The organism is Ulvibacterium sp., assembly GCF_965228935.1.
Classification (GTDB): domain Bacteria; phylum Bacteroidota; class Bacteroidia; order Flavobacteriales; family Flavobacteriaceae; genus Ulvibacterium.
Window position 1 is genome coordinate 3,823,891 of the sequence record NZ_OZ245846.1, and the last position, 23,348, is coordinate 3,847,238.

18 protein-coding genes and 1 pseudogene are annotated in these 23,348 nt (G+C 43.5%); 7 read left to right on the plus strand and 12 right to left on the minus strand.

Translation table 11 applies throughout. The features are described from left to right. Positions 1 to 26: 26 nt before the first annotated feature. From ACO06Y_RS16210 to ACO06Y_RS16230, 5 genes are all read right to left on the minus strand, one after another. A complete protein-coding gene (locus ACO06Y_RS16210) occupies positions 27 to 713 on the minus strand; it encodes a TIGR00730 family Rossman fold protein (protein WP_422080046.1) in 687 nt (228 codons plus the stop codon). Between the two features lie 48 nt (positions 714 to 761). Beyond that, complete coding sequence (gene uvrA / locus ACO06Y_RS16215) at positions 762 to 3,635, minus strand: excinuclease ABC subunit UvrA (RefSeq protein ID WP_422080047.1); 2,874 nt, start codon at positions 3,633 to 3,635, stop codon at positions 762 to 764. A 204-nt stretch (positions 3,636 to 3,839) separates the two neighbouring features. After that, positions 3,840 to 4,616, minus strand: coding sequence for a DNA alkylation repair protein (locus ACO06Y_RS16220; RefSeq protein WP_422080048.1), 777 nt, complete (start codon positions 4,614 to 4,616; stop codon positions 3,840 to 3,842). 60 nt (positions 4,617 to 4,676) lie between these two features. Continuing rightward, on the minus strand, positions 4,677 to 5,453 hold the full coding sequence (locus tag ACO06Y_RS16225; RefSeq protein ID WP_422080049.1) for a TIGR03915 family putative DNA repair protein: 777 nt from the start codon (positions 5,451 to 5,453) through the stop codon (positions 4,677 to 4,679). A 1-nt stretch (position 5,454) separates the two neighbouring features. Further along, the gene (locus tag ACO06Y_RS16230; protein ID WP_422080050.1) at positions 5,455 to 6,717 is read right to left on the minus strand and encodes a putative DNA modification/repair radical SAM protein; all 1,263 of its coding nucleotides are present in this window, start codon (positions 6,715 to 6,717) and stop codon (positions 5,455 to 5,457) included. A 195-nt stretch (positions 6,718 to 6,912) separates the two neighbouring features. On the opposite strand from ACO06Y_RS16230, the gene ACO06Y_RS16235 reads away from it, so the two are divergent. The 3 genes and pseudogenes from ACO06Y_RS16235 to ACO06Y_RS16245 form a co-directional block, all read left to right on the plus strand. Beyond that, the gene (locus tag ACO06Y_RS16235; protein WP_422080051.1) at positions 6,913 to 7,674 is read left to right on the plus strand and encodes an XRE family transcriptional regulator; all 762 of its coding nucleotides are present in this window, start codon (positions 6,913 to 6,915) and stop codon (positions 7,672 to 7,674) included. Between the two features lie 600 nt (positions 7,675 to 8,274). Beyond that, complete coding sequence (locus ACO06Y_RS16240) at positions 8,275 to 8,826, plus strand: transporter substrate-binding domain-containing protein (RefSeq protein ID WP_422080052.1); 552 nt, start codon at positions 8,275 to 8,277, stop codon at positions 8,824 to 8,826. 12 nt (positions 8,827 to 8,838) lie between these two features. Further along, a pseudogene (locus tag ACO06Y_RS16245) lies at positions 8,839 to 9,369 on the plus strand (ion channel); the annotation flags it as partial. 4 nt (positions 9,370 to 9,373) lie between these two features. On the opposite strand, the gene ggt reads toward ACO06Y_RS16245, so the two are convergent. Beyond that, complete coding sequence (ggt, locus tag ACO06Y_RS16250; protein ID WP_422080053.1) at positions 9,374 to 11,059, minus strand: gamma-glutamyltransferase; 1,686 nt, start codon at positions 11,057 to 11,059, stop codon at positions 9,374 to 9,376. Beyond that, positions 11,047 to 11,640 (minus strand): ACP phosphodiesterase, encoded by a 594-nt coding sequence (locus tag ACO06Y_RS16255; protein ID WP_422080054.1) that lies wholly within the window; start codon positions 11,638 to 11,640, stop codon positions 11,047 to 11,049. The genes ggt and ACO06Y_RS16255 overlap by 13 nt, the downstream gene beginning before the upstream one ends. A 73-nt stretch (positions 11,641 to 11,713) precedes the next feature. On the opposite strand from ACO06Y_RS16255, the gene glmM reads away from it, so the two are divergent. Continuing rightward, positions 11,714 to 13,102: a phosphoglucosamine mutase gene (gene glmM, locus ACO06Y_RS16260; RefSeq protein ID WP_422080055.1), complete on the plus strand. Its 1,389-nt coding sequence runs from the start codon at positions 11,714 to 11,716 to the stop codon at positions 13,100 to 13,102. On the opposite strand, the gene ACO06Y_RS16265 is transcribed toward glmM, so the two are convergent. Further along, positions 13,099 to 14,088 (minus strand): sterol desaturase family protein, encoded by a 990-nt coding sequence (locus tag ACO06Y_RS16265; protein ID WP_422080056.1) that lies wholly within the window; start codon positions 14,086 to 14,088, stop codon positions 13,099 to 13,101. The two genes, glmM and ACO06Y_RS16265, sit on opposite strands and share 4 nt — an antisense overlap. 76 nt (positions 14,089 to 14,164) lie before the next feature. Continuing rightward, the gene (locus ACO06Y_RS16270; protein ID WP_422080057.1) at positions 14,165 to 15,052 is read right to left on the minus strand and encodes a lysophospholipid acyltransferase family protein; all 888 of its coding nucleotides are present in this window, start codon (positions 15,050 to 15,052) and stop codon (positions 14,165 to 14,167) included. Positions 15,053 to 15,109: 57 nt separating this feature from the next. Here ACO06Y_RS16270 and ACO06Y_RS16275 point away from each other — a divergent pair, with 57 nt between their 5' ends. Further along, entirely contained in the window at positions 15,110 to 15,760 is a 651-nt protein-coding gene (locus ACO06Y_RS16275) for a rhomboid family intramembrane serine protease (protein ID WP_422080058.1), read from the plus strand. 152 nt (positions 15,761 to 15,912) lie between these two features. Then, positions 15,913 to 17,562 (plus strand): hypothetical protein, encoded by a 1,650-nt coding sequence (locus ACO06Y_RS16280; protein WP_422080059.1) that lies wholly within the window; start codon positions 15,913 to 15,915, stop codon positions 17,560 to 17,562. A 65-nt stretch (positions 17,563 to 17,627) separates the two neighbouring features. On the opposite strand, the gene ACO06Y_RS16285 is transcribed toward ACO06Y_RS16280, so the two are convergent. Together ACO06Y_RS16285 and ACO06Y_RS16290 are read right to left on the minus strand one after the other, a co-directional pair. Further along, on the minus strand, positions 17,628 to 18,758 hold the full coding sequence (locus ACO06Y_RS16285) for a redoxin domain-containing protein (RefSeq protein WP_422080060.1): 1,131 nt from the start codon (positions 18,756 to 18,758) through the stop codon (positions 17,628 to 17,630). 101 nt (positions 18,759 to 18,859) lie between these two features. Next, positions 18,860 to 19,369 carry a hypothetical protein gene (locus ACO06Y_RS16290; RefSeq protein WP_422080061.1) on the minus strand — a complete coding sequence of 170 codons (510 nt, stop codon included), beginning with the start codon at positions 19,367 to 19,369 and terminating at the stop codon, positions 18,860 to 18,862. A 93-nt stretch (positions 19,370 to 19,462) separates the two neighbouring features. Here ACO06Y_RS16290 and ACO06Y_RS16295 point away from each other — a divergent pair, with 93 nt between their 5' ends. Beyond that, positions 19,463 to 22,372 (plus strand): FAD-binding and (Fe-S)-binding domain-containing protein, encoded by a 2,910-nt coding sequence (locus ACO06Y_RS16295; protein ID WP_422080062.1) that lies wholly within the window; start codon positions 19,463 to 19,465, stop codon positions 22,370 to 22,372. Here ACO06Y_RS16295 and ACO06Y_RS16300 read toward each other — a convergent pair. Beyond that, the gene (locus ACO06Y_RS16300; protein ID WP_422080063.1) at positions 22,352 to 23,236 is read right to left on the minus strand and encodes a UDP-2,3-diacylglucosamine diphosphatase; all 885 of its coding nucleotides are present in this window, start codon (positions 23,234 to 23,236) and stop codon (positions 22,352 to 22,354) included. The two genes, ACO06Y_RS16295 and ACO06Y_RS16300, sit on opposite strands and share 21 nt — an antisense overlap. Between the last annotated feature and the right edge of the window lie 112 nt (positions 23,237 to 23,348).

A 23,348-nucleotide genomic window follows, 5' to 3' on the forward strand; every position in this document is an offset into this window, starting at 1 on the left:
TCTTGCTTGTTCCAAAAAGGCTATGCTTAAAAATTCGGGCTTAGGGTATTCCCTTTATAGAAGGCATCTATGATTTCTACTACTTCTTCCTTGGTGTCCGCGATTCGTATTAAATCCAAATCCGTTGCACTGATATTACCTAACCCCAACATGGTACTCTTAATCCATTCCAAAAGGCCTTCCCAAAAATCAGATCCCACCAATATAATGGGAAATCCTGCGATTTTGTGGGTCTGAATCAAAGTGATGGCCTCAAAAAGTTCGTCCAATGTTCCAAACCCTCCGGGCATGACCACAAATCCCTGGGAATATTTCACGAACATTACCTTTCTTACAAAGAAGTAATCAAAATCCAAGCTTTTGTCATCATCTATATACGGATTGTCATGTTGTTCAAAAGGAAGATCTATATTGAGTCCTACCGAAGTACCTCCCGCCAAGTGTGCCCCTCTATTTCCAGCCTCCATTATACCGGGACCACCGCCCGTAATAATTCCGTAACCTGCCTCGGAAATACTTTTGGCAATATCCACGGCCAATTGATAGTACTTTCCATCTGCTTTCGTCCGTGCCGAGCCAAATATGGAGACACAGGGGCCTATGGCGCTCATTTTTTCAAACCCGGTGACAAATTCGCCCATAATCTTGAATATGGCCCAAGAGTCATTGGTCTTTATCTCGTTCCATCCTTTATGGTGCTGTTCTTTTCTCATAGTAGTCCAGTCATTTTGATACCAACCGATTTTTTACTGGCCAATAAGTTACTTGTCCCGGGCCAGGGCCATTTTTGCCTTTTCGTTTTGTTGTCCGATTTCCAACCTCAAAAACTCTGCCGTATAACTCTTTTGGTTCTTGATAATCTCTTCCGGCGTTCCTTTGGCCACCACCATTCCTCCTCCACGACCACCCTCATAACCAATATCTATGATGTGATCCATCATTTTAATTACGTCCATGTTGTGCTCAATGATCAATACGGTGTTTCCTTTGTCTACTAAACGTTCCAAAACTTCCATCAACACACGGATATCTTCAAAATGGAGCCCCGTAGTAGGTTCGTCCAAGATATAAAAAGTATTGCCCGTATCCCGTTTTGAAAGCTCTGTTGCCAATTTTATCCGTTGTGCTTCACCTCCGGACAGCGTTGTGGACTGTTGGCCTAAAGAGATATATCCCAAACCTACATCCTTGATGGTCTTTAGCTTACGGTATATCTTCGGTATATTTTCAAAAAAATCCACAGCATCGTCCACCGTCATTTCCAATACATCGGCAATTGATTTCCCTTTATAACGTATTTCCAGGGTTTCCCTATTGAAACGTTTTCCATTGCAGGTTTCGCATTCAACATAAACGTCGGGTAGAAAATTCATTTCAATCACCCTTAAACCGCCACCTTGACAAGTTTCGCATCTTCCTCCCTTTACATTAAAACTAAAACGCCCCGGCTTATATCCCCTGATCGCCGCTTCCGGAGTCTTGGTAAATAAGGAGCGTATTTCACTAAAGACCCCTGTATAGGTAGCTGGATTGGAACGGGGTGTCCTGCCAATTGGTGATTGATTGATGTCGATGACCTTATCTATGTGTTGTAGTCCCGTAATTTTTTTATAGGGCATCGGTTTTTTTACACCATTGAAATAATGGGCGTTCATAATAGGGTAGAGGGTCTCATTGATCAAAGTAGACTTGCCACTTCCCGAAACTCCGGTGACCCCGATCATTTTGCCCAATGGGAATTGCACCGTCACATTCTTGAGATTATTTCCCGTGCAGCCAGATAGTACAATGTTCTTTCCATTGCCTTTCCTTCGCTTCTTTGGTACGGGAATCTGCTTGTCCCCGGTAATATAATCCGCAGTCAACGTATGATGGTCCTTTAAATCCTGGGGGCTTCCTTCGGATATGATTTCACCGCCGTGTCTTCCGGCCTTGGGGCCGATATCTATAACATGATCCGCCCGTTCGATCATGTCCCTATCATGCTCCACAACGATTACCGAATTCCCAATATCCCGAAGGGCCTCCAAAGAACGTATCAATCTATTATTGTCCCTTTGGTGCAATCCGATGCTGGGTTCGTCTAATATGTAAAGTACCCCTACAAGTTGGGATCCTATCTGTGTGGCAAGGCGAATACGTTGTGCCTCTCCTCCGGAAAGTGATTTTGAACCTCTGTTCAGGGAAAGATAGTCGAGACCTACGTCCAACAGAAATCGGATACGAGTACGGATTTCCTTTATGATTTCCTCTGCGATTATCTGTTGGTTCCCATCAAGTTTTTGATTAAGACCGTTAAAAAAATCAGCCAACTCGGCGATGTCCATTTGGGCAAGTTCGGCTATATTCTTATCACTGATCTTAAAATTCAGGGATTCGGTTCGCAATCTGGATCCATGACAGGTAGGACAGATGATTTTATCCATATATTCCTTGGCCCATCTTCGGATAGAAGTGGATCCCGATTCATTGAATTGATGTTTGATGAAATTGGCGATTCCCTCATAATCAATGGTGTACGTACGTCTAACCCCTAATGTTTTGGAATCCAGTTCAAAACTTTCTTTTCCACCATTCAACAATACATCCATGGCTTCCTCCGGAATCTTTTCAATGGGATCGGTAAGTTCAAAATTATAGCGTTGGGCAATGGTTTCTATCTGTTTAAAGGCCCAGGACTTTTTATATTCGCCGAGCGGGGCAATTCCCCCGGCCTTGATCGATATTTTCCGGTTCGGGAAAATCTTATTTTCATTTACCTCATATACATGTCCCAACCCACTACAATGGGGGCACATGCCCTTTGGTGAGTTAAATGAAAAAGTATTAGGTTCTGGAGTGGGGTAGGAGATGCCCGAAGTTGGGCACATGAGGTCACGGCTAAAATAGCGCGGATCGGCCTGGCCTTCCTCAAGTACCATCAAAACATCATTGCCACTGTACATAGCTGTGTTAATGGTTTCGGTTAATCGCTTGTCCGTGTCCTCGGAGTCCGTGACCTTAAGCCTATCTATAACAATTTCAATGTCATGGGTCTTGTAACGGTCTACTTTCATACCCTTTACAATATCCTTGATTTCCCCATCAACACGAACCTTTACGAAGCCTTGCTTGCCTATCTGTTCAAAAAGCTCCCGGTAGTGCCCTTTTCTCGATTTTATAATTGGCGCCAGTACATTTATCTTTTTATCGACATAATCGGTTTTAATGAGCCCTTTAATCTGTTCATCACTATAGCTAACCATCTTTTCCCCAGTGACATAACTATAGGCATCTGCGGCCCTGGCAAAGAGCAGCCGTAAAAAATCATAGACTTCGGTAATGGTACCCACTGTAGATCGGGGCGACTTGGAAGTTGTTTTTTGTTCAATGGCAATTACCGGGGAGAGCCCATCAATTTTGTCTACATCGGGTCGTTCCAAACCTCCGAGGAACTGACGTGCATAGGCCGAAAAGGTTTCGATATAGCGCCGTTGTCCCTCTGCATAAATGGTGTCGAACGCAAGTGAGGACTTGCCGCTTCCGGAAAGGCCGGTAATAACTACGAGTTTTTCCCTTGGAATGGTTACATCAATGTTTTTGAGGTTATGGACCCGGGCGCCCTTTACCTCAATATTCTCCTCGTAGTTTATCATTTTTCAAAGCAAAGTTGCAAAGGTAGGAATTTGACACCTAAAAAGGAAGTAGGGTTTATCCCAATCTTTGTTAACGACCGACCTGATAAAACGTTAGAATTTCTAAATGGATACATCAATGGAATACATGCAAAACAGGTAATCCCCAGATTGTCCATAAGCCTACTATTCCACCTTTAAATTAGGATTGGAATCGGTTCCATTTCACATCCGTTTCAAAACTCCGGATGCCCATGGATCTTTGTGTTTCAATAAATTTCTCAGAGCATGTTTTATGATCCATTTGCGCTCCTTTGCCGGACAGGGTAGCCAACTATCAATAAGGTTTTCCCCAATTTCCGGATGATCCTTCAAAATGTCATTGATGCAATTGGCTACGGATTTCTGCACATATTTGCTGGGGTCATCCTTCAGGTTTTCCAAAATGGGTAGTATTGGCGTGGGGTCCTCAATAAAAATATCAAGTTTTGCGGCCCAGGGTAATCGAGGTCGGGCACCTTCACAACTTAAGCGGCGAACATGTTTGTTCTTATCCTTGGACCAAACCTCCATAACTTTTAATGTCCGCTCGGGAAAGGCTTCCAAATAAGGACGTATGGCGTATTCTCCCGTATTTCTCTTGGTAATTTCCCGTATGACATCCATGGATGTGTCAAAATGTTGCAGTCCGTACTTTTCCACATACTTGGCAATGGGCATTACCCAATAATATGCTTTGAACATCCCTGTTTCCTTTTCGTTTTCGGGCCCAAGAATATCAACCAACTCCTTCACGCCAGAGCGGTAGTCCGTGGCCAAATGTTGTTGTAACAGATCGGCTATCAATTCAACCCGATCCTTTAGCTCCAAATTCTTGGTGCCTTGATCTACTTTTCGGACGAAAGTGTTTTTGTCGAATGCAACTCCATTTGCAATGAGCTTATCGGCCAGCAATAGGGCCAAGTCCTTATCGAACCATAGCTTCAATTGTTTGTACGCCATAACGTCTAAACTTTTTATGAAAATATAATGTATTCCGTGCACGGTCCAAACCCATTTTGGCTAAACCGCCTGTTTCTTTTCGCTCAAGTATTTCCAATAGCGTTTCGGGATATGTTGGGTATGCAATTTTTTGTTGATACGGGATTTGATATGCGTACTCCTGAAATAATTGGCCCACAAATCCTGGTAACTGTATTCCTCGCCCAGAAACCGGTCACTTTTATGGATACTATTGGCATATACCTCGTTTAAGTCCAAAGAAACAATTTCAACAGTCTGCAGATTGTAGTAAAGCCCATATTTTCGTTTTATGTCATAAATAAGCCAATGCTGGTCCGCATATCGGGAACGGAAATGTTTGGAAATCAATGGTAGTACATTAAAATCGGGTTCAATATTGGCAAAGTAGATGGCATCCTTGGTCAACTGAAATCGTACGAAGGCTTCCATACGATGCTTTTCGCGTCCGACATTTTTGGCCAATTGACTAATCTTTAAAATAATAGCATCCGAATAATCCGAATGCAACGAAACCTGGGATGCAAACAGTTTTTGAATATATCGGTAGAGTAGAAGCTCAATCCCCTTGTATTCACTCAAAAAAGCAAAATATATGTTCTTAATGGCCGTGTTGCTTTTGTTCTGGATACCGTTCCAGACCCGTTTTGCCTTGTCCATTTGGGTGAAAATGATCTCTGTATCCGAAAAAAGGGCATTCTGCGCCTGTCCATTACGCTGGATATCTGCAACATTTATCCTTTCCTCAAAAGCCTTGAATACGGCGGTCAAAAAACCGTTAAAACTTCCATCGTAAATTAAAATTCTGGTGTCGTCCATTTTAATTGAATAGTTGTAGTTGCGAACTGTAATTTTTTCTAAACTTCCCCACGGAATTTTTTAGGATCATCCCCTTTATCCTTTGTGGTTCCAGTTCATGGTTTTCCCATTGGTTGGAATCACAGATAATGAAGTATTTGGCCCGGTTAAGGGCAATGCCGATCTTTTTAAGATGTTCCCAGTTCAATTTTCGGAAACGTCGCGCGCTTATAATCTTACCTACGGAAAGCATGCCGACCCCTGGAATTCGGGCCAACATATCCTTGTCCGCCTTATTGATATCAATCGGGAACAGATGAAGGTTACGTAAGGCCCAACCTAATTTTGGGTCAACATCCATATCCAGATTCGGATGCTCGTTGTTCAGGATTTCCTGTACTCCAAATCCATAAAATCGCAAAAGCCAGTCCGTCTGATAGAGTCGGTTTTCCCTTAGCATAGGCACTTGCGATCCCAAGGCTGGTAAACGGCTATCCTCGGCAACCGGTACATAGCCGGAATAATAGACCCGTTTCATTTGGTATTGGGTATAATAATGATGGGCGGAGTACATGATATCCTTGTCGGATTCTCCCGTGGCCCCAATGATCATTTGGGTACTTTGGCCGGCAGGGGCAAATTTGGGTGTACTTTTAATAATCCGCTTTTCGGCCTTGTACCGGACAATTTCATACTGCACCTTTCGCATGGGTTTGGTGAAATCCTCATGTTTTTTGTCCGGCGCCAACAATTTGAGCCCGGAAATGGTCGGTACTTCAATATTTACGGAAAGTCGATCGGCATATAGTCCGGCCTCGTACATTAATTCATCACTTGCCCCGGGAATGGATTTAAGATGTATATATCCGTTGTAATTCTTCTCCAACCGGAGCTTTTTTGCCACGGCCACCAACCGCTCCATGGTGTAATCGGGATTTTTAAAGATACCGGAACTTAAAAAAAGCCCTTCTATATAATTTCGTCTATAAAAATTTATAGTGAGATCAACCACTTCCTGAATCTTAAAGGCGGCCCTTTTTATATCGTTGCTTTTGCGGGTTACGCAATAAGCGCAGTCAAAAATGCAATGGTTGGTCAAGAGGATTTTTAGCAGGGAAATACAACGCCCATCTTCCGTGTAACTATGGCAAATTCCCATGGGTGCAGCGTTGCCCAGACCTTTATGGGTATTGGTGCGATTACTGCCGCTACTGGAACAGGAAACGTCATATTTGGCGGCATCCGCCAAAATGTTAAGCTTTTCTTTTATACGGTCAAAGGTCATATGGATGTTGTAATTATTCCAAAATTATGGAAATATTCCTAATAATGGAAATATTCCCAATAGAATTTTGGAATTATTCCAAATTGTGTATATTTGAAGTATCTATGAAAGAAAAATTGTTGTGAGGGCATTGTGAGCTCAAATGGACTCAATACCTGTTTTTAAAATGTCCGAGGTGATGCAAATTAAACTGAAATGGAAAACGAAATCACATTAAAACGCTTTACTGATTTACGGAGGGAGCTGGGATATACCCAGGCCGAATTCGCGAAACTGCTCGGTGTTTCCAATACGACCGCCGATATTGAGCGGGGGCGTACCAAACTTTCGGGCAAGGTGGTAACGGAACTTTTACGACAATTTAAGATAAACCCCTTATGGCTGTTCGGGGAGAGCGAGCAACAGTACTTGGAGACCTCCAATACCAGTGTTATCCCTAAGGTAGTAACTGTGGATTCTTCGGACAAGGAGAACATGGTTTTGGTCAATGCCAAGGCCGCTGCAGGCTACCCGCAGAACATTCAGGATACGAGTTGGTACCGGCAATTACCGGCGTTTGACCTGCCAATTCCCGAGTTTCGCAATGCCACCTATCGTGGTTTTCAGGTAGAGGGGGATAGTATGTTGCCCAACTTGAAGCCCGGCGAATGGGTGCTGGCGAAATCCGTGGAGGACATAGACCATGTAAGCCCTAATAAAATCTATGTGGTGGTACTGGAAGATGCGGTCTTGGTAAAAAAGATAGAACGATTGCCCAACCGAAACCATATCACACTGGTATCCCTGAACGAGTCTTATCCCCCCTATGAAATCAAGCCTTTTCAGATTCAGGAGCTTTGGCAGGTAAGTAGCAAGATTACTTTTGGGGTGGATGCCACTACGGAAAAAGGCCTCCTTAAACAACTACAGGAGTCCATGGAGGAATTGAAAGATCAATTACGGCTTACCAAGAATTGAAGAGAAGGAGCACCTAAATTCTATCGCCCGGACAAAAGGAAAAGTAAACAGAGACTTGAATAAGTCCCTGTTTGTTTGTTTATGCAGGCACACATATGTAGCCATCGGCAGGAAAACTCATACATAGCAAGGGACAGCTCTGGGAACCACATTCCCAATGGCCACTACAGGGTTTCCCTAAATTGTGACAAGGATCGGAACCTCCGCTAATCGTCTTTTGTTCCGTTTTAGTCAAAACTCTGCCAAGATTTAAAATGGACTTTTTCATGATTAAAATTTAAAGATTCAATTCCTCCCTGAACATTTAAAGACACTCAGGGCTTGTGTCTATTCTTCGCGAATGAATATCTTCATAATCAAAGAGCCAGCTTCGTGCGATTCAATGGTTTGGAAGGAAATAATTACTGTTGAATAAAAATAGTTCAATGATTTGTTTTTAGCAAATAAATTCTTACAAAAAATTAAGAAAAAATTTACTTAAACTTTGATTGTATATATTTAGCAATGAATCATCATATTCTTAAGAACTAGGCCATGGCCAGGAAAACGGCTAGGTTTTCGAAATTTGTATTTTTGAATTTTAGAAATACAGGCAATTCCATGAGACTACAGTGGTCTTTTCTCTTTTTTGTGCTGTTCTCAATAGCGGTAAGGGGGCAATCCACAGATGATAATTCATTTTCAGATTCGGAAGTACTGAAAGTAGGGTATGCGACGGCTCCGCCTTTTGTTGTTCAAGAGGATACGGTTTTACGGGGTATCAATATTTGGTTATGGAAACGGGTGGCCAAGGATTTGGGACTGGAATTCGAGCTTTTGCCTATGGACTTTTCCAATATGTTGGATTCCTTGGAAACCGGAGGTATTGACATAAGTATAAATCCGCTTACCATTACCAGTGAACGGAGCAAGAAAATGGAGTTTACCCATTCCTTCTACGCATCCAATTCCACTGTTGCGGTGGCAGAGACATCTTCTTTTGACAAGCTCCTAGATTTTGTACGTGCTTTTTTCAACCTTAATTTTTTAAAAGGTCTTGGGATTTTACTTTTGATCATCTTTTTGTTCGGCCTGGCCGGCTGGTACTTTGAACGCAGGGAAAATCCGGATCATTTTCGCTCTGGCCTCCATGGTATCTGGGATGGACTATAGTGGTCCGCCGTTACACTTACCACGGTAGGTTACGGAGACAAGGCCCCGAGGACCAAAATGGGGAAGACCGTTGCCTTGATATTGATGTTCGGGGGACTTTTGTTCATTTCGGGACTTACGGCAAGTATTGCTTCCGGTCTTACCGTAAACCATTTGACTAACGATCCGGATAGTTTTAATGAGTTTAAGGAACGTTCCGTTGGCTCCATAAAAAATACGGGGACCAGTGAATTTCTAAAATCCCGATTCTTTAGGGATTTAACGGAATACAACTCGGTTACCGAAGGACTTTCGGCTTTAAAAAATAATGCTATTGATGCATTTATGTATGATGAGCCCATTCTGAAGTACCGCATTGCCAAGGATTCATCAATGGCCCATATCAGTATTCTACCTATTAAATTTGATATGCAATTTTATGCCTTTGGTATCGCTAAAAAGCGGACCGATTTGGAACAGGTCATTTCCCAGCGTATTTTGGAAATTATGGAGAGCGAGGAATGGCGCGTTATCTTGAACGAATTTAGACTAAACGAACTTTAGGGGTTTAAAAACCTACTGCGCTGTCGTCGCCCCTAGGGTCGGCACCACCTTCCAAACGGCCATCGGGCAAGACCCGAATGGCATCTACCTTGCCTATAACAGGGGTACGTTTCTCGTTTATAGGATATCCCTTGGCTTCCAAAGTCGATTTTAATTCCGACGGGAAGCCTTCAGGCTCAAAAATAATATGATCCGGTAACCACTGGTGGTGGAAGCGGGGTGCATTTACGGCCTCTTGCATGCTCAAGCCAAATTCATGAACATTCAAAATGGTTTGGGCCACAGCGGTTATTATAGTTGAACCACCCGGAGTGCCTACCACCATCCAGAGCTTCCCCTCCTTTTCCACAATAGTAGGGGTCATACTACTTAACATTCTTTTTTCCGGGGCGATGCTGTTGGCTTCGGCACCAATAAGTCCGAACATATTGGGAACCCCGGGTTTGGCACTGAAATCGTCCATTTCATTGTTCAGGAAAAAACCCAATTCATCGCAATAGAGTTTTGAACCGTAGGCACCGTTGAGGGTAGTGGTAACGGAAACCGCATTACCTTGCTGATCAACAATGGAATAATGCGTGGTTTCGGCACTTTCCAAGATTTCGATGGAACCCTGCCGTATTTCTGAAGAAGGGGTCGCCTGTTCAAAGGAAAAGTTGGCCATTCGTTGCTTGAGATAACTGCGGCTCAGAAGAACATCCAGCGGGATATCCACAAAATCCGGGTCGCCCAAATAGTAATTCCGATCGGCATAGGCCCTGCGGGAGGCTTCGGTAAATAATTGTATGGCCTCTGATGAATTATGACCATAGCCGGAAATATCAAAGGGTTCGATCATCTTAAATATCTGATTAATGGTGACCCCTCCGCTACTGGGCGGACTCATGGAAATGATGCGCAGGTCCTTATACTTAAAAATAATGGGTTGCCTCCATTTCACCTCATACTTTGCCAGATCCTCCTCGGTAATATAACCGCCTTTTTTCTGTATAAAATCAGCGAGAATCTTGGCGGTCTCTCCCTTATAAAACTCATCACGACCGTTTTTGGATATTCGTCTCAAGGTATTGGCCAGGGCCGGATATCGTAAAGTATCCCCGGCCATACATTGTGTATAGAACAAGGTGCTGTCCCCATTGACCTCCAAAATCGCCTCCCAATAATGATCTAGCCGGGCCGCTTGTTTTTCCGTAACCACAACGCCCTTGTCCACCAATTCGATGACCGGGGCCATAATTTGTTCCATGGGCAGCGTACCAAATTTTTTGTGGACTTCAAAAATGCCGGCAATGGTTCCCGGAACACCTACCCCCGTTGCTCCCCTGGTACTCATATTTGGAATTACGTTCCCCATGGAATCCAGATACATGTCCTTATGGGCGGACAAAGGCGCTTTTTCTCGATAATCCAATGCACCGACATTTCCATTGGCCTTGCGGTAGACCATAAATCCACCGCCACCCAAATTACCGGCATAGGGGTAAGCGACTGCCAACGCCAATTCTGTTGCCACCATGGCGTCAAAAGCGTTACCTCCCTGCTTTAAAATATCGACCCCGATTTTAGAGGCTTCTTCCCTTGCCGAAACGACCATGGCCTTTTGGGCTACCGTTCCAGTGGGTGTCGGGGAACTTTTTTTACAGTGAAAGCATAGGAATAATAAGGGGAGGAACAGTATTATTTTTCGCATAGGGAGATGTACTTTTGTTTTGAAAAAATAATCAACTCCTCAAAAAATGCCATAAATTCTTCCTCAAAGAGCGTATAGTGTTTTTCAAGATCCAAAATGGCAAAATTCATTTTGGATTTGTTTTGGGTCCTTCGGTTCATGCCGTTCAAGACACGCCCGATGCCCTTCATTTTGGCATAATTTACCAGCCAGTTGTCCGCGATCATATAGGGCATCATTCGTTTTATGCCTTCAGGCAACAACACATAGTTTACTTCCAAAAGGTCATAAAATCGATCGGCGAATACCTCTAACGGAATGTCCGAATACCGCTTCCAGTTCTTTGCCAAAAAATGATCATAAAAAATATCCACGATTACCATACTATAATGACCATAGTTCTTATGCAAACGTTTGCTGCTTTTTTTCGGAATGGGGTGGGCATCCGTATAGGTATCGATTTCCCTATGCAATAAAATTCCTTTTTGGATGGAGTCCGGCAAATGCTGGAATTTGTTGCCCCGAATACTATCGGCAATAAAATTTCCTATGGTAACATCATCATCCCCAAAGGAAAGATAAATATGTGCCAAAAAATTCATAATAACGAATTTACAAAGAAGGAACACCGGTTTTATATCAGATGAATATATTTGCAAAAACTTTTTCACACCTATGACACTAATAAAATCGATTTCCGGCATACGTGGTACCATTGGAGGCCGACCAGGAGATAACTTAACGCCGATAGATGCCGTTAAATTTGCTGGTGCCTACGGTATGTGGCTCAAGGAGTACTCCCAAAAGGAACAACTAAAAGTGGTCATTGGTAGAGATGCCCGACTTTCTGGGGAAATGATCCAGAACTTAGTAGTTTCAACCCTTATTGGTCTCGGAATCGATGTCATAGACCTTGGACTCTCCACAACCCCCACCGTAGAAATTGCCGTTCCCCTGGAAAAAGCCGATGGCGGGATTATTCTAACGGCCAGCCACAATCCCAAGCAGTGGAATGCCTTGAAATTGCTGAATGAAAAGGGTGAATTTTTGGATGCCGAACAGGGCCAAAAGATTTTGGAAATTGCGGAAAGGGAGGATTTTGATTTTGCCGAAGTGGGTCATTTGGGGACGGTAACCAAAAACGATGCCTACATTGATATCCACATAGATGAAGTATTGAATTTACCCCTTGTGGATGCAGAAACCATACGCCACGCCAAATTTAAAGTAGTGGTGGATGGCGTGAATTCCACAGGTGGGATAGCCATTCCAAAACTTTTGGAGGCACTTGGTGTAGAGGTCATTAAACTGTATTGTGACCCTACCGGACATTTTCCACATAATCCGGAACCTTTGAAGGAACACCTGACCGATATTTGCCAATTGGTGGTCGAGGAGAAAGCCGATTTTGGTATTGTGGTGGATCCGGATGTAGATCGATTGGCCTTTATCAGCAATGATGGGGAAATGTTCGGGGAGGAGTATACCTTGGTGGCCTGTGCCGATTATGTTTTGGGCAAGACCAAAGGGAATACAGTCTCCAATCTTTCTTCCTCCCGGGCCTTACGGGACATTACCCAAAAGCATGGAGGTACGTACGAAGCCGCAGCCGTTGGGGAGGTAAACGTGGTCATTAAAATGAAGGAAAATGAGGCCATTATCGGAGGGGAAGGCAATGGCGGGATTATTTATCCGGAAAGCCATTATGGCCGGGATTCTTTGGTCGGTACGGCACTTTTCTTAATGTTGATGGCCGAGAAAGGCGGTACGGTTACCGAACTAAGGGCGGGTTATCCGGCTTACTTCATGAGCAAAAAGAAAATTGAACTGACCCCGGATCTAGATGTTGATGGCATTTTGGAGGCCATGGAGAAAAAGTATCAAGATGAGGAGGTGAGTACTATTGACGGGGTGAAAATAGATTTTCCCGAAAATTGGGTACACCTTAGAAAATCCAATACGGAGCCTATTATTCGAATCTATACCGAGGCCAAAAGTCAATCCGAGGCCGATATATTGGCGGAGAGGATAATTTCTGAAATTAAAGCGGTCGCAGGGATTTAAGCCTTTTGCTTGTCCAGATAATTTCCCCGGACAATTTTTGCCGTTCGATGTTCCCCACTGTGATGCCAACCCGGAGGCATTATGATGTATTTCAATTTGTTCATCAATCCAGGGGCATTGGCCACATCTTTGACCATAGCGACAATTTCCCCAAAATAAACATCAAGGAAGCTTCCGGAATCCATTTTTCGGGTTATGCCATATTCTATCTTCACGGCATCCTGTTCTTCCTGATATGTCCCGAATACACGATCCCATATATTGAGCAGGTTACAGAAATTGGTATCCATATAAAGAGGGTTCCTAGCATGATGTACCCTGTGATGCGAAGGTGTAAGGATAAATTTTCCCAAAAAGCCGAACCTCGCATCCTTGATCAAATTTTCACCAACATGGATAAAGGCCCCATAAGTGCCATCGATAAACATAATTGTAAATAATAGGGTCGGTTCCACTCCGGCCAATATGCATACCGTTGTCCTAATGATATCCGCATAGGGGCCTTCCAGGAAAAAGTGGGCATAAGTAACCGTAAGGTTCATTTCTTCGGGGGCGTGATGCGTAGAATGCAAACACCAGAAAAGCCTCACCTTATGGCCCCAATAATGGTAAAGAAAATGCGCAAATTCCCAAACAATATAACCGTATATAAACCAGTACCAAGTGGGTTTCGTTTGAAAAGGGGCATAGGGTTGAAACCAGCCGATGCACAAGGCGACCATGGCAATGGCAATAAAACGACCTATGAAGCGATTAAATATGTAAATGAGGAAATTCACTTTGTACACCTTGGTCTGGGGCTTTTTGTAAACGAGTGCCAGGATAAGCTCCAGGATAACCAGTAGGGGTATAATGGGCAGAATAAAGGCAGTTATGCCCTCATAGGTACTTAGTACGCTATAATCACCCGTTTTAAATATTTCCAATACTTGGGTAATGCCCAAAAAGCCAAGCAGTTCTTCATACAGGATTTGCAATAGTTCCATCAGCAACCGATTAAGTATTAAGATGGGTCAAATTAGTAAAAGAAAATCAAATGCGATTCACTGAGGCGGTATGCCCCTACAAAAACTTTTCGGGAACCTTGTCCCGATGTTTCCATCTGCGATGTGTCCATAGGTAATGTTCCGGTCTTTCACGGATTTGCTGTTCCGTTAACCTTAAAAAACGGTCTGTGATTTCATTTTTTTCAGTGGACTTACCGGAAATGGTTATTGGTATAAATTCGGCTTCGTAGTACCCTCGTTTTACTTTGGAGACTTTCAAAAAAACTACGGCCAGGTCCAATTTACGGGCCAGACTTTCTACGCCCGTAAAAATGGGTGCTTTTATGCCCATGAATTCGGTCCAATATTGCGCCAAATGTGCTTGCGGCGATTGATCATTGACCATTCCATAGACAGCGCGTATGTTGTTCTTGTGGTTCCGAACTACAGTAGCCATGGTTTCCTTTTGGGTCAGTAAAGTGGTGTTCCATTTGGCCCGTATCCTTTTTACCAAACTATCAAAATACCTATTGCCAATCTTCTGGTATACGGCATAACATTTGGAATCGATATAATTGTTAATGCTCGTGTTCCATTCCCAATTGGCGTAATGAGAGCAAGCCAGGAGAATACTCTTCGTTTTTTCAATTTTCTTAAGCTCTTCAATATTGATAATGTGATATCGTTTTTTTACCTCGTCCTTGGAAAGCTGCATGGTCTTTACCATTTCCAAAAAGAGATCGCACATGTGCCGATAGAAATCCTTTTCAATTTTTTTGATTTCCTTATCGGATTTTTCCGGGAATGCCAATCTCAGATTGTCCCGTACCACCTTTTTCCGGTATCCTATGACCCTATATATCAGAAAAAAAGAGAAATCCGAAAATGCATAGAACAACCTAAAAGGTAAAATGGAAATAAACCACAAAAACGGATAGGCCAATACAAAAACGAGTAGCTGCATGCGTCTATATAATGGGCAAATATAGCTATATTTGGCCCCAAAATAAGCAAAGCCCGCATGTACGATATTCATTTTGCTACCATAGCCATAATCGCCGCCAACCTTCTGGTTTCCTTCAAGGGATTTAATGACGCCTCCTTTTTTGACCGTTATAAATTTGGAATAGCCCAGATACAGGCGGGACAAAAGGAACGCATGCTTACCTCGGGATTTTTGCATGTGGATATTGCCCATTTGTTTTTTAACATGTTCACCCTATATTTCTTTGCCAATGTGGTCATCAGTTGGTTTGGCCCAGGGAAGTTTATAGGTATCTATTTTATAAGCCTGGTAGCAGGAAGCTTGTTGGCCCTTTTTTTTCATAAAAATGAACCGTATTACAGTGCGGTAGGGGCCAGTGGTGCCGTTACGGGCATACTCTATGCCGCAATTCTATTGCAGCCGGACATGGATCTTCTTCTCATGTTCATCCCCATCCCTATTCCTGCCTATGTTCTCGGAATAGGATATTTGTTATATTCTATCTACGGTATGAAGAGTAGATTGGGCAACATTGGCCATACCGCCCATTTCGGTGGGGCCATAGGCGGATATTTGACTACATTGGTCTTTATGCCCGAGCTTTTTCTTACAGAGACACTTATGGTTATTCTTCTGGCCATTCCAATTGTTATCTTGTTCATCATGGAAAAAACAGGAAAAATCTGACCTGAATTCTTACAGAAACCGTAGTGTTTCGGCAACGGGTCTAGAGAAATTGCCTAGGTTGTAGTTCATCGAAAATGCATAGTAAAATATACACTTCCAGGGGTTTTGTCGTTAGGTTGATAACCAAATTTAACTGATTAAACCTACTTATAATGAAAAGAGTTTCTTTTACCCTGATCGCTTGTGCGTTGGGGTTGAATATTTCCTGTACGGATGAAACTACCGTTTATCAAGACAAACTTCAAGATGACATCGTTGTGGAAAACAACGAAACTGAATTAGAGGGGAGTATAGCCCTTGATGAAGCTGGGGTACTGGATATCTTTGAAGAGGAAGAGCTTGCCGGTAAATCCTCCAAAAGCTCTAACGAAGAACTGGCCGGGGATCATCCCTTGACCTTGATAGCCCGTATAAAATCACCATCTTCTACCTTGGGGGCCACCCACGTTGATGTTCATGGCAATTATGCCTATGTCAGCTACAATACAGCGGATGATACCTACCTTGGAGCCATAGACATTGTAGATGTAAGGGATCCGAACAGACCAAGACTTCGATCCAGGCTTACCTATAGAAATGCCGATGTCAATTCCTTGGCCTATGCGGATGGTTATGTCTATGTTGTTGGCGGTGTGGATGCGGAGACTTCAGTAAGGGCTACCTCCAATTCTTTCGTGGCAAAGATATCGGTTTCGGGTGCTCGGTTCGACATCGGTAGCATTATCTACGGTTTCCAACAAGGAAAGGTCGCCAATGATGTGGCCATAAAGGGTAATTCGGTACTGGTAAGTAGTGGTTCCGAGGGATCGGTGACAAAGTATAATAGCAACACTTTGGAAATTCAGGATGAAGCACCATTTGCGGACTTACGTTCGGTTTCGGTCAGCGATGATAATGTCGCTGTTTTGGACGGGAATCAGGGAATCGTGTTTTTGGATGAAGACCTCGAGACCGTTAGGGAAATCCCCGTTGGGTCGGATTTTCCGGAAGCCGCCAAAAGAACTCTGGATTTTTATTCCGAAAAAATGGTTGTTGCGGAAGGAGAGAAGGGAGCAGGGGTATACGATGCCGGCACGGGAACCCTGTTGCAACATGTACCACTTCTTAATAATACCTCAGGGAACCAAAATAGTAAGACTGGTATGGCATCCGACAATGTTACCAATGCCGTCGCAGTAAATGACGACATCCTATTAATGGCCAATGGATCCAATGGGTTGTGCTTATCCGAAGATGAATCCGGCCGCATTGAGACTTTTGGTATTATTGCCTTGGAAGGATCTATTAACTATGTTGAATCCAAGGGGGATTATATTTTTGCCGCTTCAGGGCTTGAAGGCTTACAGATTCTTAAATTAAATAGACCCAGCGAAAGTTTGGCGGCCCGATGTGCCGAGCTTCCTTCATACCAAGGAAGTGCCAATTTAAATGTCAATGGAGGGGAAACCCTGGGATATAGAGGCTCAAAACGCTTCAATCGATTGAATGTAAACGGGTCTTTATTGCTTTGTGGTTCCTGGACAGCGAACAACAACAGTAACATCAATAGCAATGGCTTGTTCGAAATGAATGGCACCTTTGTTATTGGGAGAAACAACAAAAGAAAAAACATCACCGTAAATTCGGGAGCTACCTTTAGAGTGGAGGGCAACCTAACCATTTATGGCGACCTCATATTAAATGATGGCGCCACTATGGAGTTTATAGGCGACAGCTCTGTCGTAAATATCTTCGGCCGCGTAAGGCGTTCCGGAAATACGGAAGTGAAAGGTACTTTTAACGACATCCAGAACAAGTTTTAAAATGCACCATATAAAAAAAGCCCTTTCGATTATACCGAAAGGGCTTTTTTAGTTTTGTAAATATTTTATTGAAGTAGTTCGGCAACTTTCGCTTCCAAAGCCGGGCCACGCAGGTTCTTGGCAATGATCACACCATTTTCATCCAAAAGGAATGCGGCCGGAATGGCATCCACTCCGTAAAGTTTTGCAATTTCATCATCAAAGTAGGCAAGGTTGGATACATGGTTCCATGTCAATCCATCATCGGCAATGGCCTTTTCCCAGGCTGCCTTTGTTTTGTCCAATGAAACCCCAACAATGTTCAATCCCTTATCATGGTATTTCTCATATACTTTTACCACATTGGGGTTTTCGGCCCTGCATGGTTTACACCATGCGGCCCAGAAATCTACAAGTGTTACTTTACCCAATGCCTCGTTTAGTGCCAATTCGTTCCCATTGGGGGTCGGAGCCGAGAAATCCGGGGCCTTGGCACCAATATTTGTGCTCTTCTTTCTTTCCTCCCTTTCCTTGACCGATTGCAGTCTTTCCAAAACACTTCTGGCCACCTTGGTTTCCTTGATTTCCGGCGAGAGACCATCATACAATTCCTGAATTTCTTCGGGTGATACGGTTCTGGAGCCCATCGCCCTATCGATTAGCAACGCGGAAATTAAAGCGGCAGGGTGTTCTCTTATAAAGGTGAGCTCAAAATTCTTGTACTCGTCCTCAAGCTCCATCATCTCATCCCGTAGGGAAACCAAAGAAGCTGTATCCTTACTTATAGTAGCCGTTTGGATATCCTGCTGAATGGACCTTGCCCTTTCCGATATATCCTTGGACTTCTTCAAATAGTCCGTAAAGACTTCGTTCTGGGGGGTGCCTCCCAATTTGGAAAGTCCGAGACTGTCCATATGGGCGGATAATTCTATTTTTCCATTTTCCAGGATAACCGCGGAATACCCCATGGCATTGTCCAGAAAAATATAATGCATTTCGGGGATGGCCGCCTCCCCGGTAAAGGTAAACTTCCCATCCAGTGTGGTAGTGGTATCAACATCCACAGGTTGCCTGTTCTCCCCTTGCTTTCTAAGAAATACCATGGTGCCATCTTCCAAATCGCCCCTAAGGGAGCCCTCAACAACATAGCCTTTCGGATTTTGGTTACATGCCGTAAAAGCGGAAATCGTTATAAATGCGAACAAGAGTCTTTTCATCGTACATGGTTTAATGTGGGCAAATGTAGGTATATAATGGGATATAAAAAAAGCCCTTAACATTATGCGTGCAAGGGCTTTTCAATCAATTGACCGTCTTTTTAGAATTGATAGCGTACCCCGAGGGCAATATCAAAATCGAAATTATCGGAGAAATCGTCGTACCCTATTATCCCTATTTCGGGCCTAAAGTCCAAGGATAAAAGCAATGGAAAGTCAAAATTATATTCAACCCCGATATCCCCGGCCGCAAAAACAAAAAGTCCTCCATCCGGGGTAAAAGGTTCGTTGTCCGAATTGAACCTTCCATCAAAATCCACACTGCCCAATCCGCCACCAACACCGTAGTACCAGTTAAAGCCCTTGTCTATATTGTGCACCCATTGGTAAAGCCCGGATAGCTTAAAGGCATCATAATTTCTACTATCGCGCCAGCCCAGGTTGAATTCTGCCCGATTGTATCTTGCTATGGACTTTTGATAGGAAATTTCGGCCCCAAAGCCATCACTGTCCCCGAGTCTAAGCCCTATGGCATGATTCGATATTTCCTGTGCCCCAACGGATAGGGAAGCTAGAAAAAGCATGAAGGTAATTACTTTTGTGATTCTCATAAGTTTTCTGTTTTAGTTTGAATTAAATAAATGAGTTTTCGCTATCAGGCTCAAACAATAAAAACTTAAATTAGCCCCTAAAATTGTTTCAGCTTGATTAAAAATTTGCTAAAAGAATTGAAGAAGGAGTTGGATGGCAAATTACATTCCGATGAACTCACCAAAGCACTTTACGCCACGGACGCCTCCGTTTATCGCAAAAAACCACTGGCGGTCGCTTTTCCCAAGAACGTAGATGATATTAAAAAACTGGTTAGCTTTGCCAGCGAAAACGATTTAGGGCTTATTCCGAGGACTGCCGGTACTTCCTTGGCAGGACAATGTGTAGGGGACGGTATCGTGGTGGATGTATCCAAGCATTTTACCCAGATCGTTCATTTGGATCTGGAGAAAAAGCAGGTGAGGGTGCAACCCGGTGTGGTAAGGGATGAACTCAATCGCTATCTGGAACCCCATGGTCTTTTCTTCGGCCCCAATACCTCAACATCCAATAGATGTATGATGGGAGGTATGGTAGGAAACAACTCTTCCGGAACTACCTCTATTCAATATGGGGTAACCCGGGACAAGGTGGTTAGTCTACAAGCCGTTCTTTCTGATGGCAATACCGTGGAATTTTCGTCAATAGATCTTAAGGAGTTCCAGGCAAAATTGGAATTGGATACCCGGGAAGGTGAATTGTATCAGGGGATTTATAAGGAGTTGTCCGATAGGGCAATCCGAAATCAGATTATAGCCGAATTTCCCAAACCGTCCATCCATCGGAGAAACACTGGGTATGCGGTGGACGAGCTGTTGAAGAATACCGTTTTTGGGGAATCCCAGGAGGCCTTCAATTTTTGTAAGCTACTAAGCGGTAGTGAAGGAACCCTTGCCTTTACCACGGAAGTTACCTTGCAATTAGAGGAAATGCCCCCTAAACTGGCGGCCATGGTGGTCACCCATTATCAAACCTTGGAGGATTGCCTTATGGACGTTGCCCCGGTAATGCAGCACAATCTCCATACTTGCGAAATGATGGATAAGGTAATTCTGGATTGTACCAAGAATAATAGGGAGCAGCTAAAAAACAGGTTTTTTGTTTCCGGAGATCCTGCGGCTTTGTTGATGTTGGAGGTAAAGGCAGATACCCAGGAAGATTTGGCCGAACAGCTAAAAGCGCTACAGTCCACCATACAAAAATCGGGACGGAGCTATGCTTCCCCTATTCTGGAAGGAAGTGAGATTAATAAGGCCTTGGAGTTGCGTAAGGCCGGTCTGGGACTTTTGGGGAATATGGTGGGTGACAGGAAAGCGGTTGCCTGTATTGAGGATACCGCGGTGGCCCTGGAGGATCTATCAGATTTTATAGGGGAGTTTACCCAGATTATGAAGGATTACGGCCAAGATGCCGTGTATTATGCCCATGCCGGCGCAGGCGAACTACATTTGCGTCCCATCCTTGACCTTAAAAAATCGGAGGATGTTGGCCTTTTCAGAAAAATAACTACGGATGTGGCTAGGCTTACCAAAAAATATAAAGGATCGTTCAGTGGTGAACATGGGGATGGCATCGTGCGCGCAGAATTTATCCCCATGATGATCGGGGCGGAAAATTACAAGCTTTTACGGCGCATAAAAGCCTATTTTGATCCGAACAATATCTTTAATCCGGGGAAGATAGTGGATGCCTATCCCATGGATGAATCCTTACGCTACGAAGTAGATCGGGATGAACCCGAAATCCAAACCTTATTGGATTTTTCGGATAGTGAAGGTATTCTTAGGGCCGCCGAGAAATGTAATGGGAGCGGGGACTGCAGAAAATCCGAACATATGAAGGGCGGGATGTGCCCTAGCTATCATGCTACAAGAAACGAAAAGGATACCACTAGGGGCAGGGCCAATGCCTTACGGGAATTTCTCACTACTTCGGATAAAACCAATAAGTTCGACCAAAAAGAATTAAAGGAGGTCTTTGACCTTTGCCTAAGCTGCAAGGCCTGCTCCAGTGAATGTCCCAGCAATGTGGATGTCGCTACGCTTAAGGCCGAATTCCTATATCAATATCAGGAAGCTAATGGCTATCCGTTCCGTGCCAAGCTTTTTGCCCATAACACTCGATTAAACAGATTGGGAAGCAAGGTATCCGGATTGACAAATGCCGTGTATTCCTCTTCGGTCCTAAGTGGATTGCTAAAAAAGTCGGCCGGAATAGCCCAGGAAAGACAATTACCTGAAGTATCAAGTTTTAATTTTAATAAGCACTTGCAACAACTTAAAAATCAATATAAAGTTGAAAAGAAAAAAGTTGTTCTGTATATTGATGAGTTTACCCGTTATCTGGATACCGATTTGGGCAAGGACGCCATTGAGCTATTGACGCGTTTGGGTTATGATATTCAGCTCTTTTATGCCGAAAGCGGGCGCACCTACATTTCCAAGGGGTTTTTAAAACAGGCTAAAAAATTGGCCTTGGAAAATATGGGTAGCCTTAGGGCATTTGCAGATGCCGGAATTCCGGTCTTAGGTTTGGAACCCTCCGCCATTTTGACTTTTCGTGATGAATTGAAACGGTTTTCATCGGATACGGAAGCCACAGAGGTCATCGCATCCCATGTTTTCTTGTTCGAAGAATTCCTCTCTACTGAAATCGAGAAGGGAGAGGTGGGCCCGGAGCGTTTTACCAAGGAGCCCAAAACCATAAAAATACATTGTCACTGCCACCAGAAGGCATTGAGCAATCAAAAAGTAACCTTTGATAGCTTAAACCTGGTCGAGAATTATACGGTGTCCATAATCCCCTCAGGTTGTTGCGGTATGGCCGGATCCTTTGGATATGAAAAGGAGCACTATGCCGTAAGTATGCAGGTCGGGGAGCTAAAATTGTTCCCGGCTGTTAGAAAATCGAAAGACGATGTGCTAATTGCCGCGAATGGCACCAGTTGCAGGCATCAAATTCATGATGGTACCGGGAGGGAGGCCCTGCATCCCGTTTCCATACTAAAGAGGGCCCTCATCTAAGGATTTCTCTCCCATTTTGCCCTTACTTTTTTCTTCCTCTTCTTTTTTTGCGGTGATTGAAGCAATGAGTTCATGCATGTCCATCTCCTTTAATTCCTCGTCCGCAAAAAATGGCGATAGCTTGTCCTGATTGTACTTATAGATTTTCCAACGTTTGAATGAATATTCAAGGGCCGTGAGGTTTTCTACCCAATCCCCGGAATTCAGATAGGTGCATTTCCCTTTTTTTGTGATATGGATTTCCTTTTTAGGTTGGTGGATATGTCCGCAGATTACATAATCGTAATCATTTTCAATTGCTATTTCCACACCCGTTTTTTCAAAGTCACGTACATGTTTCATGGTACTTTTCACACTATTCTTTATTCTCTTGGACAATGAATAGCGTTCCCGTCCCATTTTGACGAGGATCCAGTTGACAAATCGATTTATTAAAATAAGCAGGCCATACCCGTATCCGCCCAATTTGGCCAGCCATTTTGCATTTTGTATGGAGACATCGAACACGTCCCCATGAAAAAACCAGGCCTTTTTCCCATCTAGATTAAGAACCAATTTATCTGAAATATGGAGATTCCCCATGGAAGTATCACTGAATTTTCTCAGAACTTCATCATGATTTCCTGTAATGTAGAATATCTCCGTGCCTTTGGAAGCCATTCCAATAATTTTACGGAGGACTTTCATATGGGAAGGGGGGAAGTACCTTTTGCTGAACTGCCAAATATCAATGATATCCCCATTGAGAACCAATTTATTGGGCTGAATACTATTTAAGTAGGCAATAAGTTCATCGGCATGACATCCATAAGTTCCCAAATGTACATCGGAAATAACCACCAGGTCTATTTTTCGTTTCTTCATCTACAACAGCATTACATAATATTAGGGTCATCTATTTGGTGGGGTAAAATTTGCCGTTCATTTTTCGGTGATGTAGGACAAATTTCTTACAAAATAAACCTATAGGTATAAC